Source organism: Arthrobacter sp. MDT1-48-3, assembly GCF_054511015.1.
The window spans coordinates 383,489-400,751 of record NZ_JBTNDL010000004.1 but is presented as its reverse complement, the minus strand read 5'-3'; the positions used below and the strand labels follow the sequence as shown (position 1 = coordinate 400,751).

At 70.2% G+C, this 17,263-nt stretch carries 14 protein-coding genes; all 14 read left to right on the top strand.

Translation table 11 applies throughout. From position 1 onward, the window contains the following. Nucleotides 1-119 precede the first annotated feature (119 nt). The gene (locus tag ACX80L_RS11775) at nucleotides 120-497 is read left to right on the top strand and encodes a DUF3040 domain-containing protein (RefSeq protein ID WP_133081653.1); all 378 of its coding nucleotides are present in this window, start codon (nucleotides 120-122) and stop codon (nucleotides 495-497) included. A 346-nt stretch (nucleotides 498-843) separates the two neighbouring features. After that, complete coding sequence (gene mraZ, locus ACX80L_RS11770) at nucleotides 844-1,275, top strand: division/cell wall cluster transcriptional repressor MraZ (RefSeq protein WP_133081654.1); 432 nt, start codon at nucleotides 844-846, stop codon at nucleotides 1,273-1,275. 237 nt (nucleotides 1,276-1,512) lie between these two features. After that, nucleotides 1,513-2,514 (top strand): 16S rRNA (cytosine(1402)-N(4))-methyltransferase RsmH, encoded by a 1,002-nt coding sequence (gene rsmH, locus ACX80L_RS11765; RefSeq protein WP_459289843.1) that lies wholly within the window; start codon nucleotides 1,513-1,515, stop codon nucleotides 2,512-2,514. Next, the gene (locus ACX80L_RS11760) at nucleotides 2,511-3,185 is read left to right on the top strand and encodes a hypothetical protein (RefSeq protein WP_459289841.1); all 675 of its coding nucleotides are present in this window, start codon (nucleotides 2,511-2,513) and stop codon (nucleotides 3,183-3,185) included. The genes rsmH and ACX80L_RS11760 overlap by 4 nt, the downstream gene beginning before the upstream one ends. A gap of 63 nt (nucleotides 3,186-3,248) precedes the next feature. Further along, nucleotides 3,249-5,039: a peptidoglycan D,D-transpeptidase FtsI family protein gene (locus tag ACX80L_RS11755; RefSeq protein WP_459267667.1), complete on the top strand. Its 1,791-nt coding sequence runs from the start codon at nucleotides 3,249-3,251 to the stop codon at nucleotides 5,037-5,039. 56 nt (nucleotides 5,040-5,095) lie between these two features. Continuing rightward, nucleotides 5,096-6,700, top strand: a complete 1,605-nt coding sequence (locus tag ACX80L_RS11750) for a UDP-N-acetylmuramoyl-L-alanyl-D-glutamate--2,6-diaminopimelate ligase (RefSeq protein WP_459289903.1) — start codon at nucleotides 5,096-5,098, stop codon at nucleotides 6,698-6,700. A gap of 6 nt (nucleotides 6,701-6,706) precedes the next feature. Continuing rightward, nucleotides 6,707-8,221: a UDP-N-acetylmuramoyl-tripeptide--D-alanyl-D-alanine ligase gene (locus ACX80L_RS11745; protein ID WP_459289839.1), complete on the top strand. Its 1,515-nt coding sequence runs from the start codon at nucleotides 6,707-6,709 to the stop codon at nucleotides 8,219-8,221. Next, nucleotides 8,218-9,318 (top strand): phospho-N-acetylmuramoyl-pentapeptide-transferase, encoded by a 1,101-nt coding sequence (mraY, locus tag ACX80L_RS11740; protein ID WP_133081657.1) that lies wholly within the window; start codon nucleotides 8,218-8,220, stop codon nucleotides 9,316-9,318. The genes ACX80L_RS11745 and mraY overlap by 4 nt, the downstream gene beginning before the upstream one ends. After that, entirely contained in the window at nucleotides 9,315-10,895 is a 1,581-nt protein-coding gene (murD, locus tag ACX80L_RS11735; RefSeq protein WP_459289837.1) for a UDP-N-acetylmuramoyl-L-alanine--D-glutamate ligase, read from the top strand. The genes mraY and murD overlap by 4 nt, the downstream gene beginning before the upstream one ends. Beyond that, the gene (ftsW, locus tag ACX80L_RS11730; RefSeq protein WP_459289835.1) at nucleotides 10,895-12,325 is read left to right on the top strand and encodes a putative lipid II flippase FtsW; all 1,431 of its coding nucleotides are present in this window, start codon (nucleotides 10,895-10,897) and stop codon (nucleotides 12,323-12,325) included. The genes murD and ftsW overlap by 1 nt, the downstream gene beginning before the upstream one ends. Next, nucleotides 12,322-13,440 (top strand): undecaprenyldiphospho-muramoylpentapeptide beta-N-acetylglucosaminyltransferase, encoded by a 1,119-nt coding sequence (gene murG, locus ACX80L_RS11725; RefSeq protein ID WP_459289833.1) that lies wholly within the window; start codon nucleotides 12,322-12,324, stop codon nucleotides 13,438-13,440. Before ftsW ends, murG begins: the two co-directional genes overlap by 4 nt. 173 nt (nucleotides 13,441-13,613) lie before the next feature. Further along, nucleotides 13,614-14,978: a UDP-N-acetylmuramate--L-alanine ligase gene (gene murC / locus ACX80L_RS11720; RefSeq protein WP_459289901.1), complete on the top strand. Its 1,365-nt coding sequence runs from the start codon at nucleotides 13,614-13,616 to the stop codon at nucleotides 14,976-14,978. After that, nucleotides 14,975-15,808 carry a cell division protein FtsQ/DivIB gene (locus ACX80L_RS11715; RefSeq protein WP_459289831.1) on the top strand — a complete coding sequence of 278 codons (834 nt, stop codon included), beginning with the start codon at nucleotides 14,975-14,977 and terminating at the stop codon, nucleotides 15,806-15,808. Before murC ends, ACX80L_RS11715 begins: the two co-directional genes overlap by 4 nt. 252 nt (nucleotides 15,809-16,060) lie before the next feature. Continuing rightward, nucleotides 16,061-17,260, top strand: a complete 1,200-nt coding sequence (gene ftsZ / locus ACX80L_RS11710) for a cell division protein FtsZ (RefSeq protein ID WP_133081662.1) — start codon at nucleotides 16,061-16,063, stop codon at nucleotides 17,258-17,260. Nucleotides 17,261-17,263 lie beyond the last annotated feature (3 nt).

Sequence of the window (17,263 nt, the reverse complement as noted above, 5' to 3'; positions counted from 1 at the left end):
GAGTACGCAAATCCGCCGTCCGGAGCCTGGGGTCGCCGACCCTTCCGCCGGGAACCTGGCCCGCGTCCGGAGCGTTGGTTGGGTGGAGGAACGTTGGTACCCACATCAAGGAGGCGGTCATGGCACTCTCGGAACACGAGCAGAGGTTGCTTGATCAGCTTGAACAGCAGTTGCACGCCGACGATCCCAAGTTCGCGCACTCGATGGCCTCGGACACCCGGAAGTCGATGTCGACCCGGCGCCTGGTCATCGGTTCGCTCATCACGATCGCGGGGATCCTGGTCCTTCTCGCCGGCATCGTCTACCAGAACATCTTCATCGGGGTGGCAGGATTCCTGATCATGGGTGCGGGCGTGTACTTCGCGACCACGAAGTCGAAGCAGGTGGAGGCAGGACAACCCATCGGCAGGCCGTCGAACGCCCCCTCGGGAGGCAAGAGCGGATTCATGTCCAGCCTCGAGGACAAGTGGGACGAGCGCAAACGGGACCAGACCTAGCAGGACCTGCCGGAACCGGCATCGTCCGAGCCCTCGTCGGCCGGATGGAAGGAAAGAACCCGCTTCGGCGGGTTCTTTCCTTTTAAGTGCTGCTTCCCCCCAGTCGGGCACCATGCGCCGCCGTCCTGCACCCTCTTCCCGCCCACCGGGCCTCCACTTCCCTCCACGGGATGCACCACCGCCGCCTCCATGTCCTGCCCCGCGTCGGCGCTCGCTGCGACGGGAGTCGGAGGGCGCGCCGGGGACCGGGATGCATTGACCGGGGAGGGTTGTGGAGTAAAGTGGGGAACATAAGAGCAAGGCAGCAACGGGCTGGGCTTGGCGGACTCAGAACAGGCGGTCAGGGATGTTCCTCGGAACTCACACCCCCCGCCTCGACGAGAAGGGCAGGCTCATCCTCCCTGCGAAGTTCCGCGAGGAACTGAGCGAGGGACTGGTCCTCACGAGGGGCCAGGAGCGCTGTATCTACGTCTTCAGCATGAGTGAGTTCGAGAGGGTTCACGAGCAGATGCGGGCCGCACCGATCTCGTCACGCCAGGCGAGGGACTACAACCGCATCTTCCTGTCGGGGGCCTCGGACGAGGTGCCGGACAAGCAGGGCAGGATCACCATACCTCCGGCACTGCGCACGTACGCGGGACTCGACCGGGACCTGGCCGTGATCGGTGCGGGGAGCCGTGCGGAGATCTGGGCCGCGGAGGCGTGGGAGTCCTACCTCGACGAGAAGGAGACGGCTTTCTCGGAGACGGACGAGGATGCCTTCCCGGGCATCATCTGACCGACCGGCAGGACCAGCAGGACAAGAACGCAGTAATGACGACGCGGGTGGGCAACGTCTCTTGGATGAGATCTCCAGCCGCCGGATACGATTCGACACCTGGCTCCACTTCCCCGGAGCCAGGCGACGACGATCCGGCCGGATGGGGGTCTGATTCAAGAAGCCGGACCCTCCTTCCGGCAGCCTGCAGGGAAACACCGACACGATGTACCACGAGCTGCAGGAGGGAGAGGCTGGATGCGCGATGACCGGCCGACGGACGAGCGACACGTCCCCGTCCTCCGCGACCGCTGCGTCTCCCTCCTCGCTCCGTCCGTAGCCTCCGCCGAAGCCGCCGGGCGCCGGGCCGTCGTCGTCGATGCGACCCTCGGCATGGGCGGCCATGCGGAGAGCATGCTGGAGCGGTTCCCCTCGGCACACCTCGTGGGGATCGACCGGGACACGGAGGCCCTCGAGCTCGCCGGCGAGCGCCTCGCCGCCTTCTCGGACCGTACCGATCTGGTGCACGCCGTCTACGACGAACTGCCCGAGGTGCTGGCCGACCTCGGGATCGACGGGGTGGACGGCGTCCTCTTCGACCTGGGCGTCTCGTCGCTCCAGCTCGACGAGCGCGACCGCGGGTTCGCCTACTCCTTCGACGCGCCGCTCGACATGCGCATGGACACGAGCAGGGGGATCACCGCGGCCGAGGTCGTGAACACCTACGCCGCGGAAGACCTGCTGCGCATCATCCGCACGTGGGGCGAGGAGAAGTTCGCCGGCCGCATCGCCACGGCGATCGTGCAGGCGCGGCAGGCCGAACCCCTCCGTACGACCGCCCAGCTCGTGGAGGTGATCCGCAGTGTCGTTCCCGCCGCGGCCGCGCGAACGGGTGGACATCCGGCCAAGCGGACCTTCCAGGCGCTGCGGATCGAGGTCAACGAGGAACTGACCGTCCTCGAACGGGCCGTCCCCGCGGCCGTCGACTCGATCGTGACCGGAGGCCGTGTCGTCGCGATGTCCTACCACTCCCTCGAGGACCGCATCGTCAAGAGCGCGTTCACCGCAGGAACTCGATCCTCGGCGCCGGTCGGTTTCCCGGTGGAACTCGAGGAGCACAAGGCCTACCTCCGCTCCCTGACACGTGGCACCGAGGCGCCCACGGCAGCGGAGGTCGAAGAGAATCCGCGAGCGGCCTCGGCCAAGCTCCGGGCAGTTGAACGAATCAAAGCAGGACCCGTCGACAGGAAGAACAGATGAGCCAGGCATTGACAGTCGAGAAGCGACACGGCACTGCGGCCTTCTCCGGGAGCGGCGCGCTCGCCCTCGCCCCGGGGCGCCTGGCCGGCACGACGGCCGGCACACCGGCCGGCACGGCGCAGAAGACCCGCACCCCCCTGTCGGTGGTCCCAGCGCGTCCTGCCCGCCGGCGGATGCCCCTGGCGGTCTTCAGCCTGCTCGTCCTCGGTGCTGCCCTCGCCGCGGTCCTGATGCTCAACATCTCGGTCTCCGGGACGCAGTACGAACTCGTCCAGCTGCGGAACCAGCAGGTGGCCCTCAGCCAGCAGAACGAGGCGCTCGTCCTCGAGATCGAGGGCAAGGAGGCCCCGCAGAACCTCGCAGCCGCCGCCACGAAACTCGGCATGGTGTCCTCCCCGACCTTCGGGACGATCGAGCTCGAGACGAAGAAGGTGACGGGCACTCCGGAACCCGCGGTGGAGGGCCGCAAGCCCGAGGTCCTGATCGCCGCACCGAACCTCGTCACGGAGCAGCCCGTCCCGGTGGCCGTCGAGGCGCCCCCGGCGGAACCGGTCGAGGAGACGGCCGGAGGCGACACCGGCGTCGCTGCGGACGGTTCCACGGACGGAGACGCGGGGAGCGTGGCATCGGGGACGATCCCCGGTCCCGAGCAGGCCGGCACCGACCGGTAGCAGGCGGCGCCTCAGCCCCAGCCGCCCGACGCACCGCCCGTACTGTCTCGACAAGGATTCCCCGTGACCCCTGCACGCATCGGCAGCCCCGACAGCCTCCGACTGGCCCTCGGGTCGACGCGCCTCCGCGTGGGACTGGCCTTCGTCCTCGTGCTGCTCCTGGTCCTCGGCGTACGCCTGTTCCAGCTCCAGGCGCTGGACCTCAACGGCATGGCGCAGGCAGGGTTGTCCAAGCGGCTCACCAGCACCGCCGTGCAGCCCATCCGCGGCTCTATCGTGGACATGAACGGAAAGTACTTCGCTCGCAGCGTGGAGCGCTACGACATCGTGGTGGACCAGCGACTCAGTGCCGTCGACGATTTCGACCGGACACCGGCCGGTTCCGACGAGCGCGAGATGGACATCCCGATGGACCAGGGATTCGCCGAGCTCTCGGCCGTGCTCGGCATCGACGCGGGGACGCTCGAGGCGTCCATCATGGGGGACAAGTCCTTCAATTATGTGGCGAAGTCCGTCACGCCGGAGGTCAAGGACAGGGCACTGGCCGTCGGCATCCCGGGCGTGTACGCGGACATGACCAGTGTGCGCACCTACCCCGCCGGACCCGTGGCCGGGTCGATCATCGGCTACGTGGGCGCCGACGGTGCTCCGCGCTCCGGCCTGGAGGTGTCCCTGGACGACCAGCTCACCGGCGAGGCGGGAAGCCGCACGTTCGAGATCGGCGGGGACGGGATCCGCATCCCCTACGCCACGAACGAGGACGTGCCCGCGGTCGACGGCCAGAGCGTGCGGTTGACGATCGATCAGGACCTCCAGTGGTTCGCCCAGCAGACCATCGCCTCGCAGGTGAAGGACTACGACGCCGAGTGGGGCAACATCGTCGTCGTGGAGGCGAAGACCGGAGCGATCCGGGCGATGGCCGAGTCGACGACGCTCGACCCGAACGATCCGGAGGCGACACCCGCGGACAAGCGCAGCCCGAACTCGGTCAGCGCGTCCTTCGAGCCGGGGTCGACGACGAAGGTCATCACGATGGCTGCCGCCCTCGAGCAGGGACTGATCGAGCCGACGTCGAAGTTCACCCTGGAGAACCGCTACACCATCGGCGACCAGACGTTCAAGGACGCGTGGGAGCACGGCACGGAGAAGCGGACGGCGGCAGGGATCCTCGCCAAGTCCATGAACACCGGTACGGTGCAGATCGGCGGGAAGCTGTCCAAGCAGGAACGCTACGACTGGCTCAAGAAGTTCGGGATCGGTGAACCGCTCGGCACGGGCCTCGGCGAGGAGAACCAGGGCCTCCTCACTCCGCCCGACCAGTGGGACGACCGCCAGCAGTACACGGTGCTCTTCGGCCAGGGCCTGACGCAGACCGCGCTGCACACCGCGATGGTGTACCAGACGATCGCGAACGACGGCGTGCGGCTCCAGCCGCGGCTGATCGACGCGTACATCGACCCCGACGGCACGGAGCACGAGGTCCCCGAGGCCGAGGGCACGAAGGTGGTGTCGGAGGAGACCGCTGCGCAGATGCGGAAGATGCTCGAGACCGTCACCGAGGAGGGCTCCGGCAAGTCCGGCGAGCTCGAGCAGTACCGCGTCGGGGCGAAGACCGGCACGGCCGAGGCACCGAGCGCCACCGGCGGGTACGACGGCTACACTCTGTCGTATGCCGGGATCGCACCCATCGAGGATCCCGAGTACGTCGTCGTCATCACGCTCCAGCGTCCGCAGGGCGACCTGTACTACCTGATTCCCGGCGAGTCCTTCCAGAAGGTCATGAAGCAGGTCCTCAACTCCAACAACGTCCCGGCTTCGACGACGAAGCCGGACATCTACCCGGTCGAATACTGACCCGGAGGCAAGAGAACGTGCAATCGAACACTCCGCAGGGGAGCACGGCTTCCCTGATGCGGCCCCGCGCCCCGCGCCCGGTCGAGCTGTCCTCGGCCCTCGCCGCCATCGGCACGCTGGCCGGCCCGTCGGTACCACCGGGGCTCCCCACCGTCGCCGGCATCACGCTCGATTCGCGCTCCGTCCTGCCCGGTGACGTCTACGCCGCCCTGCCGGGCGCCTCCCGCCACGGAGCCGCATTCGCCCTGCAGGCCGCCCGGGCGGGCGCCCTGGCCATCCTGACGGACGAGGAAGGGGCCCGCCTCGCGGCCGAGACGGCGGGGCAGATCGAGCTGCCGCCGGTCGTCGTCGTCCCGGACCCGCGCCGCGCGGTCGGCCCGCTCGCCCGCGAGATCTTCGCCGGACGGTCCGAGGGCGCCCCCGCGCAGCCGACCCCGACCCTCTTCGGCGTCACCGGCACGAACGGGAAGACCACGACCACCTATTTCCTCAACGCCCTCCTGGGCGCCCTGGGCAGGTCCACCGGGCTGATCGGCACCATCGAGATCCGGGCAGGCGGCGAGGCCATCCCCAGCGCGCTCACCACGCCCGAATCGCCCCAGGTGCATTCCCTCCTCGCCCTGATGCGGGAGCGTGGGCTCGCCGCGGCCTCCATGGAGGTCTCCTCGCACGCGCTCGAGTTCGGCCGGGTGGACGGAGTACGTTTCGACGTCGCGGGCTTCACCAACCTCACTCAGGACCACCTGGACCTGCACGGCACCATGGAGGAGTACTTCGCGGTGAAGGCTGCGCTCTTCACCCCCGAGCGGTGCCGGCGAGCAGTGGTGCTCGTGGACGACCCCTGGGGCCGCAGGCTGGCCGCCACGGCGGAGGTCCCCGTGCTGACGGTGCGGACCGATCCGCAGGCGGACGACCGGGACGCGCAGGCCGACTGGACGGTGACCGGGGTCGAACCGAGCGGCCTCGGCCACGCCTTCGTGCTCCAGGGCCGGACGGGCGGGCGACTGCGGATCCGCAGCGGGCTGCCCGGGACGTTCAACATCTCCAACGCCGCCCTGGCGACCGGCATGGTCCTCGCCTCGGGCGTCCCGGTGGAGGACGTCCAGCGCGCCCTGGACGACTCGGACCCCTTCACCACCGAGGTCCCGGGGCGCATGCAGCTCATCGGTGAGGCTCCCGCGGCGATCGTCGACTTCGCCCACAATCCGGACGCCCTCGAACGGACGCTGGCCTCGGTGCGCCGGCCGGGCGGCCGCGTCATCGCGGTCTTCGGCGCCACGGGACAGCGGGACGAGACGAAGCGCCCGATCATGGGGGCGGTGGGCGCACGCCTGTCCGACATCCTCATCGTCACCGACGACGACCCGCACGACGAGGACGAGGCGGTCATCCGGCGCACCGTCCGGGCCGGCGCCGAGGCCGCGGTCCGCGACGAGGGGCTCGACTGCGAGGTGCTCGAGGTCTTCCCCCGGGCGGCTGCGATAGACCACGCGGTCGCGCTGTCCACCGTCTCCGACACCGTTCTCATCGCCGGCCGCGGCCACGAGGTGTGGCAGGAGGTGAAGGGCGTCAATCTGTCGCTCGACGATCGCCTGGAACTGCGCTCCGCGTTGACAAGGCACGGATTCTCTGTGCTTTCGACGTCCGGGATAGAGTCCTGAACCGTCATGATTGAATTCAGCGCAGCCGAGATCGCGGCACTCACGGGCGGCGTCCTGGTCGGTCCCGACCAGGACAGGTCGGCCATCACCGTCACTTCCGCGGCCACGGATTCCAGGGAGTGCGTCCCCGGGTCCCTGTTCGTGGCCAAGCCCGGCGAGGAGTCCGACGGCCACCTCTTCATCGGTGCCGCCTTCGGGTGCGGAGCCGTCCTGGCGCTGGCCGAACGGGAGGTCACCGGACCGGACGGGACCCCGTTCGCCGCCGTCGTCGTCCCCGACGCGGTCCTCGCCATGGGCGTGCTGGCCGCCGAGACGGTCCGGCGGCTGCGGGCGAACGGCGAGGTGACCGTCATCGGCATCACCGGTTCGGCGGGCAAGACCACCACCAAGGACCTGCTCGCCGGCATCCTCGCGGCCCACGGCCCCACCGTCGCGCCGCGCGGGTCCTACAATGGAGAGGTCGGCGTCCCCCTGACCGTGTTCGAGGCGGACTGGGACACGCGCTACCTCGTCATCGAGATGGGGGCCACGAAGCCCGGCCACATCGCGTACCTCGCGTCGCTCGTGCAGCCGGACCTCGGCGTCGTGCTCGGCGTCGGCTCCGCCCACGCCGGCGAGTTCGGCGGCGTCGAGAACATCGCGAAGGCCAAGGGCGAGCTGTTCGAGGCCCTGCCGGCCGCCGGGACCGCCGTCATCAACGCCGACGACGAGCGCGTCCTGGCCATGCAGGGGCGCACCGGCGCCCGGACCGCCTTCTTCACCTCCTCGGACGACTTCGCAGCCGCCGGGTCCGACGTCGTCCGGGCACGCGACAGCACCACGACGGCGGAGGGCAACCCCGCCTTCACCCTCGTCTTCCCGGACGGCAGTGCCCACGACGTCGTCTCCCCGCTCCTGGGACTGCACCACACCGCCAACCTGCTGGCCGCAGCCACCGTCGCCTACGAGGTCGGCTGCGCTCCCGGGACGATCGCCGCGAGCCTGCGCAGCCAGTCCGCCGCCAGCCGGTGGCGCATGGAGCGCACCGAGCGCGCCGACGGCGTGACGGTCATCAACGACGCCTACAACGCCAATCCCGAGTCGATGCGCGCAGCGCTCCGGACGCTCGCCGAACTCGGCCGCGGCCGCCGACGTACGTGGGCCGTGCTCGGTGAGATGCTCGAGCTCGGGGACAGCTCCATCGAGGAGCACGACCTCCTCGGGCGCGTCGTCGTACGCCTCAACATCTCCAAGCTCATCTGCGTGGGCCCGAACACCCGGGCACTCTTCAACGGTGCCGTGCTCGAGGGGTCCTGGGGCAGCGAGGCCGTCCATGTCGACGACGTCGACGCCGCGGAGCGGATGCTCGAGGCGGAGCTGGAACCGGGCGACATCGTCCTGTTCAAGTCCTCCAACGGGGCGGGACTGAGATATCTCGGGGACCGAGTCGCCCAGGCCGGCCCCGGCGCGACCGAGCCCCCCGCAGCAGTCGTCGAAGCGGACAGCGGACCTGCCGCTCCCGGAAAGGCCCAGCAGCCGTGATCGCACTCCTCATAGGCTCTGCCTCCGCGCTCTTCTTCGCATTCGTCGGGACACCCCTGTTCATCAAGCTCCTGGTGAACAAGGGCTACGGGCAGTTCATCCGCGACGACGGCCCCACGGCCCACCACATCAAGCGCGGGACGCCCACCATGGGCGGCGCGGTGATCGTCGCGTCGGTGCTGCTCGCCTACTTCCTGACGCATCTGCTGATGGTGGCTACGGGTTCCTCCGTGGGCGGTCCCACGGCCTCCGGACTGCTGCTGCTGTTCCTGGCCGCCGGAATGGGCCTGGTGGGCTTCGCCGACGACTACATCAAGATCTCGAAGCAGCGGAGCCTCGGCCTGAGCGCGCCCGCGAAGATCATCGGGCAGACCGCCGTGGGCGTGATCTTCGGCGTGCTGGCGCTGATGTTCCCCAACGAGGAGGGGCGGACGCCGGCGTCGACCGCCATCTCCTTCATCCGTGACACGCCGATCGACCTCGCCTTCGCGGGCACGGTCCTCGGCGCGATCCTGTTCGTCATCTGGTCGAACCTCATCATCACCGGCGCGAGCAACGGCGTGAACCTCGCCGATGGGCTCGACGGACTCGCCGCCGGCGCCTCGATCCTGGTCTTCGGCGCCTACCTCCTCATCGGGATCTGGCAGGGCAACCAGAGCTGCGGCTCGCCCGGCGCCGGAAGCGTCTGCTACGAGGTCCGCGACCCGCTGGACCTCGCCCTGATCGCCGGGTCCATGTGCGGTGCCCTGGTCGGCTTCCTCTGGTGGAACACCTCGCCGGCCAAGATCTTCATGGGCGACACCGGCTCCCTCGCCATCGGCGGCGCGATCGCCGGTTTCGCCATCCTGTCCCGGACGGAACTCCTCCTCGTGATCCTCGCGGGCCTGTTCGTCATGATCACGCTCTCCGTGATCATCCAGGTCGGCTACTTCAAGCTGTCGGGCGGCAAGCGCGTCTTCAAGATGGCACCGCTGCAGCACCACTTCGAGCTGAAGGGCTGGCAGGAGGTCACGGTGGTGGTCCGGTTCTGGATCCTTGCCGGACTCTTCGTCGCCGCGGCGCTCGGGATCTTCTACGCGGAATGGGTCGTGGGATGAGCGGATCGGACGCTACCGGATCGACGGCACCCAACACCTGGGAGACACCCCGGCTCGCCGGTCTGACGACCTGGGACTCGGACTGGGCCGGCCTGCGCGTCGTCGTCGCGGGCATCGGCGCCTCCGGCTTCTCCGCGGCCGACACCCTCGTCGAGCTCGGGGCCGTCGTCGTCGTCGTCGATGCCGGCGCGACCGAGGAGAACGAGGCGAAGGCCGACACCCTGCGCATCGTCGGTGCGCACGCCGTCCTGCTCGGGGCGGAGCACGCAGCGTCCCTGCCCCCGGTCGACGGGGAACCCGCCGACGTCGTCGTCACCTCTCCCGGCTGGCGCCCCACGCAGCCGCTGCTCGCCGAGGCGGCGGCGGCCGGAGTCCCGATCTGGGGCGACGTCGAGCTCGCCTGGCGGGTACGGACCCGCGAAGGCCGCCCGACGGCGGAATGGCTCACCATCACCGGGACCAACGGGAAGACCACCACCGTCGGACTGACGGAGTCCATGCTCCTCGCCGCGGGCAAGCGCGCGGTCGCCGCCGGCAACGTCGGCACACCCATCCTCGACGTGATCCGTGATCCTCAGGGGTACGAGTTCCTCGCCGTCGAACTCTCCAGCTTCCAGCTGCACTGGGCGCACTCCATCTCGCCGCTCGCGAGCGTCTGCCTCAACGTGGCCGAGGACCATGTGGACTGGCACGGCAGCTACGAGGCCTACCTCGCCGCCAAGGCCTCCGTCTACGAGCGCACGAGGATCGCGTGCATCTACAACGTCGAGCAGCGTGAGACGGAGGAGATGGTCGAGGAGGCCGATGTCGTCGAGGGCTGCCGGGCCGTCGGGTTCACCACCGGCATGCCGTCCGTCAGCATGATGGGCGTCGTCGAGGACCTCCTCGTGGACCGAGCCTTCATCGAGCAGCGCAAGGACTCCGCCGCCGAACTCGCCTCCATCAGCGAACTCGGCGAGGTCGTCCCGCGGCACCTGGTCGCCAACGCCCTCGCCGCCGCAGCCCTCGTCCGTGCGGCAGGGATACCGGCGGCGGCGGTGCGCGACGGCATCCGGGCCTTCCAGCCGGGCGACCACCGGATCCAGGTCGTCGAGAACGAGGGCGGGGTGCTCTGGATCAACGATTCGAAGGCGACGAACCCGCACGCGGCCTCGGCGTCGCTGGCCTCGTTCCAATCGGTGGTCTGGGTCGCGGGCGGACTGTCCAAGGGTGTCTCCTACGACGACCTCGTCACCGAGCATGCCCACCGACTGAAGGCCGTCGTGCTTCTCGGGACGGACCCCGCACCGCTGCAGGGCGCCCTCGCCCGACACGCACCCGATGTTCCGGTCTCCCTCCATCCCACCCTTCACACTGGACAGGGGCGCGGCGCCGGCGGGTCAGCCGATCCGGCCGCCGCCCTGATGCAGTGGGCCGTCGCCGAAGCGGCGCGCCTCGCCCAGGACGGCGACACGGTGCTCCTGGCGCCGGCCGCAGCGTCCATGGACCAGTTCTCCTCCTATGCGCACCGGGGAGCCGCCTTCGTGGCGGCCGTCCGTGCACGTGGCGGACAGGGGACAACCGCGAAGGAGTCGTAATGGTGGCCACGCCAACCCGTCCGGGAGGACGCAAGCCCTCGGTCCGGCCCGCCCGGACGAAGGAGACGGGCCGACCGGTCAGCTCCGTCGGCGCGGGCCCCGCACACAGTGCGACGCCCAGCGGGAGCGCCGCAGCGAAGGCACGGACCATCAAGTCCGGTGCTCCGACGGCGGACCCCGCCACCACCGGCTCCGCCGACCGGGCGGGCACCGGACTCCGGGCCCGGCTGCAGCGCGGCTGGGTGCTGCTCGAGGGCTCCGACCGCGCGCCCACCGGGTCCAGCTACTACCTGATCCTCGGTTCCGCCCTCGCCCTCACCGCGATCGGGCTCATGATGGTGCTGTCGGCGTCATCCGTCGAAGCGATCTCCGAGGGCAAGGACAGCTTCGACCTCTTCCTCAAGCAGGCCCTGTGGGCCGGCGCCGGGCTCCTCCTGATGCTCGTCCTGTCCCGGCTCGGTCCCCGCGCCTACCGGGCCCTCGCATGGCCGAGCCTCGGGATCGCGGTGGTGCTGCTGGTCCTGGTGCTCGTCATCGGGGTCGAGATCAACGGCAACAAGAACTGGATCCGCATCGGCAGCCAGACCTTCCAGCCGTCCGAACCGACGAAGCTCGCCATCGCCCTGTGGTTCGCCGCCGTCCTGGAGCGGAAGAAGGCACTGATCCGGGACTGGAAGCACGCCATGATCCCCGCGCTGCCCTTCGGCGGACTCCCGATCGGCCTCGTCCTGATCGGCGGTGACCTCGGGACGGGCCTCGTGCTCATGATGATCGCCGGTGCGGCGCTGTTCTTCGCGGGCGCACCGCTGAAGCTGTTCACGCTCACGGGTCTCGCGGCGCTGGCCGGTGCCCTGCTCATGGTCGCCACGAGCTCCAACCGCGGCGGGCGGATCAGCGCCTGGCTGGGCCTGAACTGCGACGATGGCGCCGATCTCTGCCTGCAGTCGGACAACGGCCTGTTCGCCATGGCGTCGGGCGGGTGGTTCGGCGTCGGGATCGGGCAGAGCCGCCAGAAGTGGAACTGGATCCCCGAGGCGCACAACGACTTCATCTTCGCCATCATCGGCGAGGAGTTCGGCCTCGTCGGCACCCTCGTCGTCGTGCTCCTGTTCGGCATCCTCGCCGTCGCCACCATCAGGGTGGCCCTGCGCTACACCGACCCCTTCGTGCGGATCCTCATGGGATCCATCCTCGTGTGGCTGATCGGCCAGGCCTTCGTCAACATCGGCATGGTCACCGGCCTGCTGCCCGTCATCGGCGTACCGCTGCCCTTCATCTCCTACGGCGGGTCCGCGCTGACGTTCACGCTGGCCGCCGTCGGCGTCCTCCTGTCCTTCGCACGCAAGACCCCGCACGTCCCCACGCCGGCGCCGTCTCCGACGGTTCCTGCCATGACCTCCACCGCCGGAAGAAACCACGCACATTCATGACCTCCTCCACCCCTGACCATCCCGTGTCGGTCGTCCTCGCGGGCGGCGGCACGGCCGGCCACATCAGCCCCCTCCTCGCGATCGCGGGGGCGATCGTCGAACGGGAGCCGGGCGCACGCATCACGGCCGTGGGCACCGAGGCCGGGATGGAGACCCGACTGGTCCCCGCCGCCGGTTTCGACCTGCGCACCATCGACCGGGTCCCCATGCCGCGGCGACCCTCCATCGACCTCCTCAAACTGCCCGTCCGCCTCGTCCGGGCCGTGCGGCAGGCGCGCGCCATCCTCGCGGACGCCGCAGCAGACGTCGTCGTCGGGGTCGGCGGATACGTCTCGACACCCGTCTATCTCGCGGCCTGGACGCGGCGGGTGCCGATCGTCATCCACGAGGCCAACGCACGAGCCGGCATCGCCAATCGGGTGGGCGCGCGGATCGCGGCGCGCGTCGCCGTCGCCTTCGAGGGCACCGGGCTGCGCGACGCCGTGCTGGTGGGCATGCCCATGCGCCGCAGCATCTCAGGCCTCGATCGCGCCGCCGGCAGCGAGGACGCCCGGGCGTCGCTCGGGCTCGACCCGGACCGTCCCACCCTGATCGTGACCGGAGGGTCCTCCGGTGCGGCGAGCCTCAACCGGTCCGTCGCCGAGGCCGTGCCCGGCCTCGTCGCCGCCGGCATCCAGGTCCTCCACATCACAGGACGCGGCAAGCAGGTCCTCGGCGGCGACGGATCCGTGCTGGCCATGCCGGGCTACCACCAGGTCGAGTTCGTCGACGGCATGGAACACGTGTACGCGGCCGCCGACCTCCTGGTCGCCCGCGCCGGCGCCGCCACCGTCAGCGAGATCAGCGCCGTGGGTGTTCCCGCCGTCCTCGTGCCCCTGCCGCACGGCAACGGCGAGCAGCGACTCAACGCGGCAGGGCTGGTGGAATCCGGCGGCGCCCTCCTGGTCGACGACGCGGCCTTCACCGCGGAGTGGATCCGCGACACCGTGCGTCCGCTCGTCGCCGATGAGGCACGGCTCGTCCGGATGTCACGGGCATCGCACGCCCTGGGCGTGCGCGACGCCGACCGGCGGATGGCCGACCTCGTCCTCTCCGCCGCAGGAGGCGCCCGGTGACCACGGAGCGCGAGGAAGCAGACCGGCGGGCGGGACCGGCGCCCCGGATCACGACGACGGCCCCCGGAGGGGCAGGGACGGAAGGCGGCGGCATCGCAACCACCAGCACCGCGCCGGCGCTCGACGCCGGACTGCAGGAACCCGTACATTTCATCGGACTCGGCGGTGCCGGCATGTCGGCCGTCGCGCGGGTCCTCCTCGGCCAGGGCCTGCGGGTCTCGGGCTCGGACGCGGCCGAATCGAAGGGGCTCCGTGCGCTGTCCGCGCTCGGCGCCGACGTGACCGTGGGGCACTCCGCGGAGGCGGTACCCGACACCGGGACGATCGTCGTGTCCTCGGCGATCCGCGACACGAACCCGGAACTGGTCGAGGCACGCCGTCGCGGCCTGCCGGTGCTGCACCGTTCGGAGGCACTCGCGGCGGCGATGACCGGCCAGCAGGCCGTCGCCGTCGCCGGTACGCACGGCAAGACCACGACGACCGCGATGATCACCGTCCTCCTGCGCAACGCCGGCGTGGGTCCGTCCTTCGCCATCGGGGGAGACGTGGCCGCCCTCGGCGTCAACGCCGAGTGGGCGGGCGGAAGCGTCTTCGTCGCCGAAGCGGACGAATCGGACGGCTCGTTCCTGAACTACGAGCCCCGCATCGCCGTCGTGACGAACGTCGAAGCGGACCATCTCGACCACTACGGGACGGCGGACGCGGTCCATGCGGCCTTCCGCACCTTCGCCCGGCGGCTCCCCGAGGACGGGCTCCTCGTGGCGTGCGCCGACGACGCCGGTGCCGCCGCACTGGCCGCCGGGGTACCGGAACCACGCCGCGTGCGCACCTACGGCTACGCCGGGACGGCGGACATCCGGATCAGTGACACGAGGGCCGTGGGCAGCACCACCAACAGCGTCCTGTCCTTCGCCGTCGACGGGCTGGACGCACAGCAGGAACTGCAGCTGAGCGTGCCGGGGCGGCACAACATCCTCAACGCCGCCGCGGCTTTCGCCGTCGCCCTCGAACTCGGGGTGGATCCGGCCGTCGCCGCGACCGGCCTGTCGCTCTTCTCCGGCGCCGCGCGACGTTTCGAGGCCAGGGGCGAGGGCGACGGCATCCGGGTGTTCGACGACTACGCCCACCATCCGACCGAGGTCCATGCCGCCCTGACGGCCGCCCGGACCGTGGCGGGGGAGCACGGGGTGCATGTCCTGTTCCAGCCCCACCTGTTCTCCCGCACCCGGGAGTTCGCCGCGGGCTTCGCCGAGGCGCTGTCCCTCGCGGATTCCGCGACCGTGCTGCCGGTGTACGCGGCACGCGAGGACCCGGTCGACGACATCGGCGGCTGGACCATCACCGATCTCATGCCGGGTGCCGGCGCCTCCTATCGCGAGGACCCGGACGAGGCCCTCCGCTCCGTGATCGACCGGGCGGAACCCGGTGACATCATCCTGACCATCGGAGCGGGAGACGTCACGCAGTACGGCATCCGGCTGGTCCGCCTGCTGAAGGAGCGGGCGGACGGAACAGGACCGGCGGGGACCGGCGCATGACGCCGAGGAAGCCACGCATCGCCCGGGTACCGGCCGTGCCGAAGGCCGGGGCGGCGGCCGGGGCGGAAGCGCCGGGCCGCGTCGACCGCGCGGACCGGCCGGCCTCCGCCGGGAAGGTCCTCGAGTTCCCCGCGCCCCGACGCTCCCACCGGGTGCGGAACACCGTCCTGGCCATCACCGCGCTCGTGCTGGTCCTCGGCGGCGTGGTCGCGTACGTCGTGTTCTCGCCGGCGCTGGCGCTGCGGACGGTCGAGGTGGAGGGCAACTCGCTGGTCACCGCGTCGGAGGTCGAGACGGCCCTCGCTCCGCTGATGGGGACGTCGCTGACGAGGATCGCGCCGGACCAGGTCCGCGGGCTGCTGGCGGACAAGGCGCCGATCGAGGACGTCGGGATCGCCGCCGAGCCCCCGTCGACGCTCGTGGTCACCGTCCGCGAACGCGTACCCGTCGCCGTCCTGCAGAACGGGGGCGACTTCGTGCTGATCGATGCGGACGGCCGCCAGCTGAGCACCGTGGCGCGACGCGACGAGGTGAAGCTCCCGCTGATCGACGGCGGGACCAACGCGGTCAACTCCGAGGTCTTCTCCTCGATCACGGCGGTACTGGCGGAGTTGCCCGTCTCCGTGCTGTCCCGGCTCAACAGCGCCTCGGCAGCGAGCGTCGACTCCATCCAGCTCTCACTGGCCGGGGACCGGAGGATCTTCTGGGGCAGCGCCGAGCGCAGCTCCGAGAAGGCGAGCGTCCTGGAGGCGATGCTCGCGATGCCCGCCACCGATCCGCCGGTGAAGGTGTTCGACGTGAGCACCCCCGACCGACCGGTCACCCGGTGAGGCACGGCCTCGCGCTCTGTGCGGCCCGCGGTCGAACAGAGCGTGAAAAGAGTACACAGCGCGTCGACAGAACCGACACGCGGCGTCAGGTCATTGCAACGCGGAGCGCTTGCACCTAGCGTCGAACATAGAAGTTACTTGACATAACGTTAACTCTCAACCTGAACGTTAACGTTGTCGAAGGTAAAGGTTGAACCCGGAACACCCGGCAGCCCCCGTACAGCACACAGATTCGAACAAGGGACACAGGACGTGGCAGCACCTCAGAATTACTTGGCCGTCATCAAGGTCGTCGGCATCGGCGGCGGCGGCGTCAACGCCGTCAACCGCATGATCGAGGTCGGGCTCCGTGGCGTGGAGTTCATTGCCATCAATACCGACGCGCAGGCGCTGCTCATGAGCGATGCCGACGTCAAGCTCGACGTCGGTCGCGAGCTGACCCGCGGCCTCGGCGCCGGAGCGGACCCGGAGGTCGGCCGCCGCGCGGCGGAGGACCACTCCGAGGAGATCGAGGAAGTCCTGCGCGGAGCCGACATGGTCTTCGTGACCGCCGGCGAAGGTGGCGGCACGGGCACCGGCGGCGCTCCCGTCGTCGCCCGGATCGCACGTTCCCTCGGCGCCCTGACGATCGGCGTCGTCACCCGTCCGTTCACGTTCGAGGGCCGGCGGCGCTCGAACCAGGCCGAGAGCGGCATCGACACCCTCCGCGAGGAGGTCGACACGCTCATCGTGATCCCGAACGACCGGCTGCTCTCCATCAGCGACCGGAACGTCTCGATGCTCGACGCGTTCCGCTCCGCCGACCAGGTGCTGCTGTCCGGTGTCCAGGGCATCACGGACCTCATCACCACGCCGGGCCTGATCAACCTCGACTTCGCCGATGTGAAGTCCGTCATGCAGGGCGCCGGTTCGGCGCTCATGGGCATCGGCTCGGCTCGCGGCGAGGATCGCGCTGTCAAGGCCGCGGAGCTCGCCATCGCATCGCCGCTGCTCGAAGCCTCGATCGACGGCGCGCACGGCGTGCTGCTCTCGATCCAGGGTGGCTCGGATCTCGGCCTCTTCGAGATCAACGAGGCCGCCCGCCTCGTGCAGGAGGTCGCACATCCCGAGGCGAACATCATCTTCGGTGCGGTCATCGACGATGCGCTGGGCGACGAGGCGCGCGTGACCGTGATCGCGGCCGGCTTCGACCAGGTGGATGCCACCTCGCAGCCTGCCGCCGCCCCTGCCCCCGCATCGCGCCCGGCCGTCGCGCCGAGCGTCGGTGGGGACCAGCAGCGCATGGCCGGCGCCGCCACCGCCGGCCTCGGCGCCTGGTCGCAGCAGCGTGCGCAGAACGTGCAGGCAGTGCCCGCGGACTCGGGCTTCGACGTGGACCTCCCCGCGATCGTGGAGCCGGACTTCTCGGCCGGACGGTCCGACGACCTCGACGTACCCGACTTCCTCAAGTAGTCG